This is a genomic window from Haemophilus sp. C1 (assembly GCF_001276515.1).
Classification (GTDB): Bacteria; Pseudomonadota; Gammaproteobacteria; order Enterobacterales; family Pasteurellaceae; genus Haemophilus.
In genome coordinates, this window is record NZ_LDVZ01000016.1 from 35,794 (window position 1) to 47,557 (window position 11,764).

Sequence of the window (11,764 nt, forward strand, 5' to 3'; positions counted from 1 at the left end):
AAGAGCGACCAAAAAATGGCAACCTATTTCGTTGGTGATTTACAAGGCTGTTATGATGAATTACAGCTTTTATTAGAACGTGTAGATTTCAACCCGACTCAAGATAAACTTTATCTTGTGGGGGATCTTGTGGCGCGTGGGGATAAATCACTTGAATGTCTTCGTTTCGTAAAATCACTCGGTAATGCCGCGCAAACCGTACTAGGTAATCACGATTTACACTTAATTGCGACCGCACTGGGTATTAAAAAAGTAAAACCACGTGATCGTGTTGATGCCATTTTTAATGCTCCAGATTTTGATGAACTGATTCATTGGTTACGTCATCAGCCATTACTTGTCCATAGTAAAGAGTTAAATTTCCTGATGGCACACGCAGGCGTTTCGCCTGATTGGGATTTGGAAACTGCGAAATCTTGTGCGGCTGAAGTTGAACAGATTTTACAGCACGGCGATTTTCATTATCTTATTAAAAATATGTATTCTGAACAGCCAGATCGCTGGTCGCCAGATTTACAGGGCTTAGCACGTCATCGTTACATTATTAATGCTTTCACTCGAATGCGTTTTTGCTATTTAGATCATCGCTTTGATTTTACTTGTAAATCCCCTTTAAAAGATGCGCCAGCAGAGCTCACGCCTTGGTTTAATTTAGATAATCCACTTTATAAACAAATTCCTATTGTCTTTGGGCATTGGGCAAGTTTAGTGGATGAACCTACGCCACAAGGTATTTATGCTTTGGATACTGGTTGTGTGTGGAATAATCGAATGACCCTGTTGCGTTGGGAAGACAAACAGTTCTTCACGCAAAGTGCGGTCAAAAATTACAGTGATTTTTAAGGAAACACTATGCTCTTGCTTACGGCTGAATCTTGCGAATTGTTCAATATTCCTTTCTATCAATTCGCCCAAATGAAAAAATTTTGCCCAGAAGATATTCCAGCGATTAAAGCTGATTACAAATTACATTGGGATAACTGGAAAGCGATTATTCAAGAAGTCGCAAAACAACTAGACATGCCTTTTGCGAAACCACATATTGAAAGTTGGACCAATGGCTGGCAAGTACGGGCGCATTTCTTCGCTTATTTTAAATACGAGTTTAACCAAAATTCTGCAGCAATCTTTTCTGTGCTATTAAATCGTCGCCGACTAAGAGTGTGTTTAGATTGGCATTGCTATCGTGCGGATCGCTCACAAATTAATGTGCAACAATATAATCAGTGGCTTGATCAATTTGATTTCAAACAATTTGCTGATTTTGATATTTGGCGAGAGGGTGAAAGTGAATATGATGATTTTCGCCAAGTAAAACAAATGACTAAAAACGATCTCATTTTACGCTCAGAAGAAGATTTTTGGTGCATAGGCAAAAGCATTGAAAAATCGGAGCTCAGCCAAATAAATCCCGTATCTTTTATCACTCAAACTATTCAAGCATTACAACCAATTTACGAATATTGCCATCAATAAAAGTGCGGTTATTTTCATGAAAGTTTTTCTTGCTGTTTAATTGTTATGATATTATTACAACAATTTAACATTTTTAACAATTTAAACTTTTAGGAGAGCTTTATGAAAAACGTCGTGATCGTTGGCGGGGGTGCTGGCGGCATTGAATTAGCGACATTCTTAGGTAACAAATTAGGTCGCAAAAAACAAGCTAAAGTGACACTTGTTGATCGCAATGCCACTCATCTATGGAAACCCTTATTACATGAAATTGCAACAGGTGTAATGGATGATGGCACGGACTCTCTTAGCTATCGCGCACATGGTAAAAATCACCATTTCAGTTTTGAACAGGGTTCAATCACTCGTATTAATCGTGAACAAAAATATGTTGAACTTGCCCCCGTTTATGGGCAAGAAGGCGATATGCTCGTGGTTGCACGTCGTATTCCTTATGATTACTTAGTGATTGCGATCGGTAGTAAATCGAACGATTTCAATACAAAAGGCGTCGCTGATAACTGTATTTTCTTAGACAACTCTGATCAAGCACTTCGCTTTCAACAACGAATGTTGGAATTATTCCTTAAATTCTCAGAAAACCGTGTATTAGACGATATTGGTGAAGAAGAATTTAAACAAAAATTAGTGGATGAGGGCAAAGTAAATATTGCGATTGTTGGCGGTGGTGCAACTGGCGTGGAATTAACCGCTGAGCTTTATCATGCCACGGAAGATTTATCTTCTTACGGCTATGGCAAGATTGATAACTCATGTTTACAAGTCACACTCATTGAAGCAGGACCTCGCTTACTGCCAGCATTACCCGAAGATTTATCTGCTGCGGTATTAGACGAGTTGCAAGAAATGGGCGCGAACGTGAAATTAAATACAATGATCACGGAAGCCCAACCAAATACACTTATCACCAAAGATGGCGAAGAAATCAAAGCTGATCTGATTGTGTGGGCGGCGGGTGTTCGTACCTCAACCGTGACACAGCAATTTGATGGATTAGAGCTTAACCGCATCAATCAATTAGTAGTAAAAGATACCCTTCAAACTACGGTGGATGACAGTATTTTCGCGATTGGTGACTGTGCAGCATTAATGCAACCACACGGTAAATTAGTCCCGCCAAGAGCTCAAGCCGCACATCAAATGGCAAAAGCTTGTGCAAAAAATATCTTTGCACTTCTTGAGCAAAAACCATTAAAAGCATTTAAATATAACGATAAAGGAACCTTAGTTTCTCTGTCAGATTTCACCGCACTTGGTAGCTTAACCAATAAATTCGGTAAAAATCCACTTACCGTTCAAGGTAAATTTGCACAATTTGCCTATGTATCTTTATATAGAATGCATCAACATGCTTTGCACGGTTGTATTAAAATTGGTTTGATTATTCTGGTTGATAAACTAAATCGTTATTTAAAACCAAGATTAAAATTACACTAATCTTTAAAGATAAAAATGCGGTGAAAAATCACCGCACTTGTTATCGAAATTTAACTTCTTGTACAATTCGCTTAGCTGCAGCTATGGGCAATTGCCCAATAAAAGTAATTTCTTTTCCGCCACTCACTTCACTATAAATCGTATAAGCTCCTTGTTTCCAAGTATTTTCTGGTAGATTATTAGAGCCTGCATTAGAAACAAACAACGTAAAAGTAAATAAACCGTCGCTATATAATGCGCTATCTATGATTTCATTTTCCAATGTTTCTTGAGTATATCGAATTAAAGAAAAACCTTGTGGCAACCAACCTGCAGACCAAGTTATATCTGAATTTTGTTCATTTTTACTTTCTTTCAACAAAGGGGGCGTTGAGACTTTGTTAATATACTCCGTCAATCCTCTTAGTCTATCATCGATATAAAGTGTTACGACTCTGAACTGATCAAGTAATTTACCTTCACGATCAAGCATATCGCCGCGTAATAATAAACCATTTTCTTCATCTATAAACACTAAATACTGATATCGGAAATCATCTTTAGGGATAATACGAATCGTGTCAGCAAAACGACCAGCCACTCGATCTTTGCCTAGTTTTATAAAATCATAAACTGAAGAAAGTTTATCAAAATTAGCGCGAACAACTGCCGGCATTGCATCGACGATATTGCCACTATTAAGCGTAAATGCTTGAGTATTTGGTTGAAAATAACTAACTAAGTTATCACGCTGAATAATTTCTTGCTGACGGCCATCTAAAGTGACTAATTGTGCGTAGGTTTTCTTATCTTGTTTGATATGTCGATAACGAAACGAATCCATATTTGCTGGAGTAGTTTGCACAAAGGCAATTTCATAATTGAGATTATCCAATGCTTGCGTCATTTTATCTAAAGACTGCTTCGCAGAAAGCTCTTCAGCAGAAGCAATGCTACTTAATAGCAAAGAAAGAGAAAGTGCGGTAAATTTTAATAGGATTTTTTTCATAGAAATCTAAAGGATAAAAATTTACCACACTAAATAACAATTAGGTGGTGAATCAATCATCTGAACAAAGGAAACCAATTTATCTTACTTGACTGCTACTCACATCTAAAGCATCAGAGTGCATACGACGTTGCAATTCATAGTTTTGCAACATTGCGCCAATACGACGACTTTTTTTCTCAAGCTGATCTGAAGTTAATGTATCTTTACTCGGCGCATTGTAGCTAACTTCTTGAACTGCATTATTAAATGGCAAGGTTTGCAATACTGGCGCTTCTGGTAAATTAGACGCTTCGTTTTTACTATTAAAAGATTGAACACCAAGTACTGCCACTAAACATACGCCAGCAGCAACAGCAACTTGAGTCATTGGCGCAAAGAACGCTTTTAATTTTTGCATAAATACAGAATTATGTGAGTCTTCTGGTTCAGGTTGAGACACAGCAATGACATCAACTTTCTTCACTTCTTCAGATTCTATTAAACCTGCCATTTTAGCGGTAAAATCAGCCCCTAAAAAGACCGCACTTTCTTTACGCATCACTGCACGTACAGCATGGAATGCCTGCCAAGATTCTTGTAATTCTTCGTCTTTCAATAAAGCATCTATCAAACCAGCCTCGACTTGTTCGCCATCCATATAGGCTGAAAGTTGCTCTTTTTGCATAGTAAACTCCGACTTTTTATTCGCGTTGCATCAGTGGTTGAATTTTATTCTCAATAATTTCCCTTGCGCGGAAAATACGAGAACGAACTGTACCAACAGGGCAATCCATAATTTCTGCAATCTCTTCATAGCTTAAGCCTTCTAGCTCCCGCAAGGTGATTGCTGTTTTTAAATCTTCTGGCAAACTGTGAATCGTACTAAACACGATTCGTTCAAGTTCACTAGATAACATCTCGTTTTCGGGTGTATCTACATCCCGCAAGTGCGTACCCACATCATAATTTTCAGCATCCTCAGCTAAAATATCTTCATTAGGTGGACGACGCCCTTGAGCCGTTAAATAATTTTTTGCCGTATTAACGGCAATTCGATAAAGCCATGTATAGAAAGCACTTTCGCCACGAAAAGATTCAATTGAGCGATAAGCCTTTATAAAGGATTCTTGCACTACATCAGGAATATCGTTACGTGATACATAGCGAGTCAAAAGCCACGCCACTTTATTCTGATAACGAGAAACCAACAAATTGAAGGCTTTCTTATCCCCTTGCTGCACTCTTTCTACCAAAGCCTGATCTGTTAGCTGTTCAGCCATATTTCTCCTATGCCAATATCTAACACGCCTTAATATTCAAGACAGCAAGCTCTTGTTGCAATCTCAGACACAAGTGTGTGAAAAAAGTTCATACGTATCTTAATAATTTTAATTAGTTGTGATTTTTTGTACGTTTTGGATATATTCCACCATGGATTGAATTTCTGAATCTGATGATTGACCACGATTAAAAAACCAAGAAAACAGCTGCAGATCTGTACTTGCTAATAAGCGAATAAATATATCTTTTTTGTCATCTGTTAATTCATCAAAATGCTTCAAATAAAAAGGCATAATGATTTTATCCAACTCCAACATCCCTCGGCGGCAGTCCCATTCAATACGGAGTTTATTATATTTTTCCATTTTTAATTCCTTAAATTTTAAGGGGCGATTATAGCCTAAAAAATAACAATAAAAAAAGGTTGGCATATTTACCAACCTTTATTTTTCAATTTCATTATTTATTTTTTAATAAATCACGAATTTCTGTGAGCAAATCTTCCGATGTAGGACCTGCTTTTTTCTCTTCTGGTTTTCTCACTTTATTAAGTGCCTTAATCATCATAAAGATTGCGAAAGCAATAATAATGAAATCAATCACATTCTGAATAAACACACCGTAGTTTAAAGTAACAGCTGGAACACCGCCTTGTGCTTGAGCTAATACAAATTTCATATCTTTAAAATCAATTCCACCCGTTAAAATACCAAGCACAGGCATAAAAATATCACTAACAAGTGAACTTACAATCTTACCAAACGCACCGCCGATAATCACACCGACAGCCATATCTACAACATTACCGCGCATTGCAAATTCGCGAAATTCTTTAATAAAACTCATAATAATTTTTCCTTTAGAGATTGAATAAAAAGAGCGACGATTATAATCAGCCGCTCTTAAAAGTAAATAAATCGTTAAATAAAGAATGCACTTGGTTGGAATAATTTTTCAATTTCAGGCACATTCTTCTTATCACTCAAATAAATCACCACATGATCGCCTTCTTCAATCACAACTTGGCGTCGTGCAACAATTACATCATTGCCACGCAATAAAGCACCAATAATTGTACCCATAGGCAAACGCAACTCACCAATTTTTCGGCCCACTACATTTGAGGTATTCGCATCACCATGCGCTACAATTTCAATAGCTTCAGCAATACCATGTCGTAATGTAGCCACATTTTTCACATCACCTTTACGAACATGTCCAAGCAAAGCAGAAATTGTCGCTTGCTGTGGTGAAACAACAATATCGATACTTCCACCTTGAATCAGGTTTATATAAGCAATTCGTTGAATCAGCACCATTGCCTTCTTGGCACCCAAACGTTTTGCCAATAAAGCGGACATAATATTAGCTTCATCATCACTACTCAATGAAAGGAATACATCAACATTTTCAATATGCTCTTCAAACAATAAATTTTGATCAGACGCATCACCATAAAAAACTAGGGTTTTTGAAAGTTTTTCAGCTAACAAATTAGCCCGTTCTTCATCGCGCTCAATTAATTTTACGGTACAAACATTTTCCAAACATTTCGCAACACCAGCGGCAACATTTCCTCCCCCAACAATCATTACGCGTTTATAAGGTTTTTCTAAGCGTTGAAGTTCACTCATTACAGCTTTTATATGCTCAGTTGCACAAATAAAAGTAATTTCATCGCCGGCTTCAACAATAGTAGAACCCTGCGGGCGAATCGGTTTGCCATTACGCAAAATAGACATAATACGGCAATCAATATGTGGCATATGTTCACGAAATGCGGAAAGCGCATATCCAACCAAAGGACCACCATAATAAGCTCTCACCACAACCATGCTAATACGATTATTAGCAAAATGAGCAACTTGTAATGCTCCTGGATAAGCAATTAAGCGTGTAATTTCATCTGTCACAAGATTTTCAGGCGAAATCAAATGATCAATAGGTACATTTTCATCATTGAATAACTTATCTTTTTCACGCAAATATTCTGAATTACGAATACGGGCAATACGCGTTGGTGTATTAAATAATGTATAGCCCATTTGGCAGGCTACCATATTAATTTCATCAGAGGCTGTTACGGCAACCATTAAATCGGCATCGGCCGCACCTGCATCACGAAGCACTTTTGGTGATGATGGCGAGCCTTGCACCACACGCAAATCATGCTTTTCTTGTAAGGCTTGTAACTGTGGGGATTCGTTATCAACGAGTGTGATATCGTTATCTTCACTAACCAAATTTTCGGCAAGCGTTGTTCCTACCTGACCTGCGCCCAAAATGATAATTTTCATTATCGCTCTCCTTTATGCTCGTTTAAGCAATTTCGCATAATAGAACCCATCACCACTATTTGGTTGCGGAATGAATTGAAAACCCACCGCACTTTTATCATCACTAAAGGGTAATGGCAATAATTCAGCATCCGCGTGAGCATTTAAAAATGCTTGAATTTGTTCGCAATTTTCTTCTGGCAATACAGAACAAGTAGCATAAAGCAAAACACCGTTTGGCTTAAGTTTTTCCCAAAGCGCACTCAGAATTTTCTTCTGTAATTCAACAAGCTGAGCGATATCTGTTTCTTTGCGTAACCATTTTATATCGGGGTGACGTCGAATCACTCCTGTAGCAGAACAAGGCGCATCAAGTAAAATTCGGTCAAATTTCACCGCACTTTTACCGATTTCAGCTAACCATTCATCAGGCTGACTCGCATCACCACACACCACTATCGCTTGCTGATTTAAACGTTCAAGATTTTCTTCTACTCGTTTTAAGCGATGAGATTCTACATCTAATGCAATCACATTAGCTTGAGGTGCCAATTCCAAAATATGAGTTGTCTTACCGCCCGGTGCCGCGCAAGCATCGAGGATCCATTCCTTATTTTTTGGCTCAAGCAAAGTTGCTGCCCATTGAGCACTCAAATCTTGCACCGTAACAACCCCTTCTTCAAAGTGCGGTAATTTTTGCACAGCAATCGGTATATCTAAACATAGCGCATTAGGATGATAACTTGTTTTTGTAGAAACACCTTGTTCTTCAAGTAAAGTGCGGTAAGTTTCTAGGGCGTTTTTTTGTGAATTCACTCGTAGCCACATTGGTGGTTTCTGATTGTTCGCCTCAATGATCTCACGCCAATTCGGATAGGCTTTTTTTAATTTATTCACGAACCATTCAGGGTGAAGCGTTTGCCAATTTTTATCGATAATTGCCAAAATTTCATCTTGCTCACGTAAAAATCTACGCAAAACCGCATTCACTAATCCTCTAAAACTATCAGATTTTAATGATTTTGTTGCATTCACAACTTCATCAACTGCCGCATGAGCAGGCACTCGCATATAAAGCAATTGGTATAATCCCACAAGTAACAGGCAATGAACAATGCGAGTTTTACCTTTAAGCGGCTTATCCACAAGACGTTTGATAATTTGCTCTAAGCGAGGCAATACGCGACACACGCCAAAACAAATTTCTTGTAGTAAGGGAAAATCTTGAGCTTTTACAGAAAGTTGCACTTCTGGAATTAACGCCGACAAGGATTTACCTTCATCCAATACTTGCAAAATTAAGTTTGCAGCAATAGCTCTGGTCGAAAGTGCGGTCATTTTTACTGAGTTTTTTACTTTGATAGTTTTAGAAGAAAATTTTTTCATTATGCAAGCACCTTACCAATAGTAAACCATTCTGCACGACCATTTAATAAATCTTGTACAGACATAGGCTTTTTACCTGCAGGTTGCAATTGCAATAAGTTTAAGACGCCATCGACAGTCGCAATTTGAATACCATTTTTATCCGCACTTAAAATAGTTCCCGCAGGTTTATCTTGATGAGGCAATACTTCTGCTTGATATACTTTTAACGTTTGAGGATTGCCATCCTTATCTTCTGTTGAAAAATAAGCAATCGGCCAAGGATTAAAAGCACGTATATTACGCTCAAGTTGCATTGCAGGAAGTGACCAATCTAATTGCGCCTCTTCTTTGGAAAGTTTTTCTGCATAATTGCTTTGGCCGTCATCTTGTTTTTCGGCTATAAATTTACCGTTTTCAAGATTATCCAAAACATCGATTAATGCTGATGGCGCAAGCTCCGCCAGTTTATTATAAAGACTTGTTGAAGTTTCAGTCGGTAAAATATCACAATAGACTTTGTGTAACATATCACCTGTATCTAAACCCTCATCCATTTGCATAATGGTTACACCAGTTTGTGCATCACCAGCCCAAATTGAGCGCTGAATGGGTGCCGCTCCTCGCCAACGAGGAAGAATAGAACCATGCACATTCAAACAACCTAAACGAGGGGCGTCTAATACAGCTTTCGGTAAAATTAATCCATAAGCGACAACAACCATTACATCTGCATTTAACGCTTTTAGTTCAGATTGCGCCTCTTCTTTACGTAAGGATTTAGGTTGATAAATGGGAATGTTATTTTGCTCAGCAAGTTGCTTGACAGGGCTTGCTTGCAGTTTTTTACCGCGACCAGCTGGTTTATCAGGTTGAGTATAAACAGCGATCACGTTATGTTGAGAATTTAGAATAGCTTGTAAATGCTGTGCAGCAAAATCTGGCGTACCAGCAAAAATAATATTAAGTGATTTCATAATGTTCTACGTTATGGTGATTGATAGGAAAAGTGCGGTTAAAATCAACCGCACTTTAATTAAGAATCAGAAGCTTATTGTTTCGCAATTTGTTTTTTATATTTCACCAATTTTTCTTTAATACGTTGGCGTTTAAGTGGAGAAAGATAATCAACAAATAAAATACCATTTAAATGATCAATTTCGTGTTGAATACAGATCGCAAGCAAACCATCCGCATCTAAAGTAAATTCTTTACCATCACGATCTAACGCTCTCACTTTCACTTTTTCTTTACGAGGAACCAAAGCACGGAACCCCGGAATGGATAAGCATCCTTCTTCAATTCCCGTTTCGCCTTCAGAAGCCAAAATTTCTGGATTGATGAGGACAAGTTGATTTTGTTTATCACCTTCAACATCAATAGTAATAATACGTTGCAAAATATCTACTTGAGGTGCAGCTAAACCAATACCTTCCTCTTGATACATCGTGTCAAACATACCATCAACAATTTTACGAATTGCATCATTAACTTCAGTAACAGGCTCACAAACAACCTTTAAGTGATCATCAGGATAAATTAATACATTAAGTGCGGTCATAATTTCTCTTATTTTTAAGAATAAAATTCTGGCGAGATTGTAGCACAGGTAAGGAAGGATGTGTAGAAAAGCCCCGAATAGGGCTTGAGAATATTAAATAGGAAATCCACAAAATTAAATTCAGTAACTATAACTAGCAAAATATGAGTATTCCTGATATAGATACGTATCTAACTCCAATAGTTTCTTATATTTCTGAATTTCATCGTCTAAAGAAACATCATCGTTTAAAATATAGGAATAAATAGATGAGAACGTGCATAGCACCTCTTTTGTTTCACTTATACACTCCAGTGCCAAATTCTTCGCATGTGCTACTACTAAGGATAGCGGAAAAGAGAGAGTTTGGGGAGGGAATACCTGTTTCGGGGAAAACAGGTATTTATCTATATATTACTTATTTAATTTCAACTTTCATTTTTTTCAAAACAAGCTTTAAAAACAAGTAGTTAGTGTACCGTATGTATTTCAATATGTTGTTCTAGGAACATAAGAATATGGATTTTGAACTCTCCAAGTATTTTTCGATTCGCTAGCAGAGCTTATTGCTGCAGCCTGTCTCTCAATGGCAGCAGCCTGCTTTCTTTGTCCATCAAATTGAATATCTATATTCTTAACACTTTTACTAGAAACATGTGTAGTATAGCTTGCACCATTAGGAGTAACAGTAAATTTAGCTGGATAATCTTCATTTGCCCCACCAACCCAAACAGCTTTACAAGGTGATGTTTGAACATACCCATTTTGTAAATCAATATCAGTTATCCTATATTGTAATGTACTCGGTGTATAGCCCTGATCTTGAAAAACACCATTAGCATTCACACATAATAATCTTGCAGATTCTGGGAATGAATTGTATTGCACATACAATGTCGGTATAGGAGGAACAGAACTACCGCATCCATAAATAGCTATTAACAATATTCCAGATAAGCATAAACGTTTAATCATAAATTCCTCCACCAAGTTCATTTCGTGTTGGAATCATACATAATTTATCTCGTAATTGAGCATCAGTATCCACTGCATAATTCTGAACATCTATCAAATCTTCTAAATTATATTGATATTTATGACCTAAGTTATCTTGGTAAAACTTTCTACCATTTTCAAATTTAGCTATTAACATATCTCTACCTATGTAAAAGTTTTTTCCATTATGTTTTTATTCTTTCTGTCAAGAAAGAATAAACCCAGTATACTGGGCAAAAAAATGGCTTCTATTTGAGGGTAAATAATGAGAATGAAGATGAATATAATGAATTAGAAAAGCAAAAAACCCCAGTCGTTAAACTGGGGTTCTTCTGTTTTTACTTAATTTAGATATGTATTTGGTAACCTAGCGGTGCCCTACTCTCACATGGGGATGCCCCACACTACCATCGGCATTACAGC

The 11,764-nt window shown here is 37.3% G+C and carries 14 protein-coding genes; 3 read left to right on the forward strand and 11 right to left on the reverse strand.

Annotated elements, in window-relative coordinates; all coding sequences use genetic code 11:
• Nucleotides 1-15 precede the first annotated feature (15 nt).
• The 3 genes from apaH (at nt 16) to ABW51_RS06960 (ending at nt 2,913) form a co-directional block, all read left to right on the forward strand.
• On the forward strand, nt 16-843 hold the full coding sequence (gene apaH, locus ABW51_RS06950) for a bis(5'-nucleosyl)-tetraphosphatase (symmetrical) ApaH (RefSeq protein WP_053466137.1): 828 nt from the start codon (nt 16-18) through the stop codon (nt 841-843).
• Nucleotides 844-852: 9 nt separating this feature from the next.
• Nucleotides 853-1,476, forward strand: coding sequence for a glucose-6-phosphate 1-dehydrogenase family protein (locus ABW51_RS06955; RefSeq protein WP_053466138.1), 624 nt, complete (start codon nt 853-855; stop codon nt 1,474-1,476).
• Nucleotides 1,477-1,578: 102 nt separating this feature from the next.
• Nucleotides 1,579-2,913, forward strand: a complete 1,335-nt coding sequence (locus ABW51_RS06960) for an NAD(P)/FAD-dependent oxidoreductase (RefSeq protein ID WP_053466139.1) — start codon at nt 1,579-1,581, stop codon at nt 2,911-2,913.
• A gap of 40 nt (nt 2,914-2,953) precedes the next feature.
• Here the strand turns inward: ABW51_RS06960 and rseB are convergent, their stop codons facing one another.
• The 11 genes from rseB to ABW51_RS07020 all read right to left on the reverse strand — a co-directional run bounded on the left by rseB (nt 2,954) and on the right by ABW51_RS07020 (nt 11,498).
• Complete coding sequence (rseB, locus tag ABW51_RS06965) at nt 2,954-3,901, reverse strand: sigma-E factor regulatory protein RseB (protein ID WP_053466140.1); 948 nt, start codon at nt 3,899-3,901, stop codon at nt 2,954-2,956.
• A 79-nt stretch (nt 3,902-3,980) separates the two neighbouring features.
• Nucleotides 3,981-4,568: a sigma-E factor negative regulatory protein gene (locus tag ABW51_RS06970; RefSeq protein ID WP_053466141.1), complete on the reverse strand. Its 588-nt coding sequence runs from the start codon at nt 4,566-4,568 to the stop codon at nt 3,981-3,983.
• Nucleotides 4,569-4,584: 16 nt separating this feature from the next.
• The gene (gene rpoE, locus ABW51_RS06975; protein WP_053466142.1) at nt 4,585-5,163 is read right to left on the reverse strand and encodes an RNA polymerase sigma factor RpoE; all 579 of its coding nucleotides are present in this window, start codon (nt 5,161-5,163) and stop codon (nt 4,585-4,587) included.
• Between the two features lie 108 nt (nt 5,164-5,271).
• Nucleotides 5,272-5,529 (reverse strand): FAD assembly factor SdhE, encoded by a 258-nt coding sequence (locus ABW51_RS06980; protein ID WP_005643996.1) that lies wholly within the window; start codon nt 5,527-5,529, stop codon nt 5,272-5,274.
• Between the two features lie 94 nt (nt 5,530-5,623).
• Nucleotides 5,624-6,010, reverse strand: a complete 387-nt coding sequence (gene mscL, locus ABW51_RS06985; protein WP_053466143.1) for a large-conductance mechanosensitive channel protein MscL — start codon at nt 6,008-6,010, stop codon at nt 5,624-5,626.
• A gap of 74 nt (nt 6,011-6,084) precedes the next feature.
• The gene (gene trkA, locus ABW51_RS06990; protein WP_053466144.1) at nt 6,085-7,461 is read right to left on the reverse strand and encodes a Trk system potassium transporter TrkA; all 1,377 of its coding nucleotides are present in this window, start codon (nt 7,459-7,461) and stop codon (nt 6,085-6,087) included.
• Nucleotides 7,462-7,473: 12 nt separating this feature from the next.
• On the reverse strand, nt 7,474-8,826 hold the full coding sequence (gene rsmB, locus ABW51_RS06995) for a 16S rRNA (cytosine(967)-C(5))-methyltransferase RsmB (RefSeq protein ID WP_053466145.1): 1,353 nt from the start codon (nt 8,824-8,826) through the stop codon (nt 7,474-7,476).
• The gene (gene fmt / locus ABW51_RS07000; protein ID WP_053466146.1) at nt 8,826-9,782 is read right to left on the reverse strand and encodes a methionyl-tRNA formyltransferase; all 957 of its coding nucleotides are present in this window, start codon (nt 9,780-9,782) and stop codon (nt 8,826-8,828) included. Before fmt ends, rsmB begins: the two co-directional genes overlap by 1 nt.
• A gap of 74 nt (nt 9,783-9,856) precedes the next feature.
• Complete coding sequence (gene def / locus ABW51_RS07005) at nt 9,857-10,366, reverse strand: peptide deformylase (protein ID WP_053466147.1); 510 nt, start codon at nt 10,364-10,366, stop codon at nt 9,857-9,859.
• 468 nt (nt 10,367-10,834) lie between these two features.
• A complete protein-coding gene (locus ABW51_RS07015; protein WP_053466149.1) occupies nt 10,835-11,320 on the reverse strand; it encodes a hypothetical protein in 486 nt (161 codons plus the stop codon).
• Complete coding sequence (locus ABW51_RS07020) at nt 11,313-11,498, reverse strand: hypothetical protein (RefSeq protein WP_053466150.1); 186 nt, start codon at nt 11,496-11,498, stop codon at nt 11,313-11,315. Before ABW51_RS07020 ends, ABW51_RS07015 begins: the two co-directional genes overlap by 8 nt.
• Nucleotides 11,499-11,764: the final 266 nt, after the last annotated feature.

Bases quoted from the DNA above. Each gene is read 5' to 3' on its own strand.
- ABW51_RS06980 (WP_005643996.1), bottom strand. From the start codon at position 5,529: ATGGAAAAATATAATAAACTCCGTATTGAATGGGACTGCCGCCGAGGG.
- def (WP_053466147.1), bottom strand. From the start codon at position 10,366: ATGACCGCACTTAATGTATTAATTTATCCTGATGATCACTTAAAGGTT.
- ABW51_RS07015 (WP_053466149.1), bottom strand. From the start codon at position 11,320: ATGATTAAACGTTTATGCTTATCTGGAATATTGTTAATAGCTATTTAT.
- trkA (WP_053466144.1), bottom strand. From the start codon at position 7,461: ATGAAAATTATCATTTTGGGCGCAGGTCAGGTAGGAACAACGCTTGCC.
- ABW51_RS07020 (WP_053466150.1), bottom strand. From the start codon at position 11,498: ATGTTAATAGCTAAATTTGAAAATGGTAGAAAGTTTTACCAAGATAAC.
- rsmB (WP_053466145.1), bottom strand. From the start codon at position 8,826: ATGAAAAAATTTTCTTCTAAAACTATCAAAGTAAAAAACTCAGTAAAA.
- rseB (WP_053466140.1), bottom strand. From the start codon at position 3,901: ATGAAAAAAATCCTATTAAAATTTACCGCACTTTCTCTTTCTTTGCTA.
- ABW51_RS06955 (WP_053466138.1), top strand. From the start codon at position 853: ATGCTCTTGCTTACGGCTGAATCTTGCGAATTGTTCAATATTCCTTTC.
- ABW51_RS06970 (WP_053466141.1), bottom strand. From the start codon at position 4,568: ATGCAAAAAGAGCAACTTTCAGCCTATATGGATGGCGAACAAGTCGAG.
- rpoE (WP_053466142.1), bottom strand. From the start codon at position 5,163: ATGGCTGAACAGCTAACAGATCAGGCTTTGGTAGAAAGAGTGCAGCAA.
- apaH (WP_053466137.1), top strand. From the start codon at position 16: ATGGCAACCTATTTCGTTGGTGATTTACAAGGCTGTTATGATGAATTA.
- ABW51_RS06960 (WP_053466139.1), top strand. From the start codon at position 1,579: ATGAAAAACGTCGTGATCGTTGGCGGGGGTGCTGGCGGCATTGAATTA.
- mscL (WP_053466143.1), bottom strand. From the start codon at position 6,010: ATGAGTTTTATTAAAGAATTTCGCGAATTTGCAATGCGCGGTAATGTT.
- fmt (WP_053466146.1), bottom strand. From the start codon at position 9,782: ATGAAATCACTTAATATTATTTTTGCTGGTACGCCAGATTTTGCTGCA.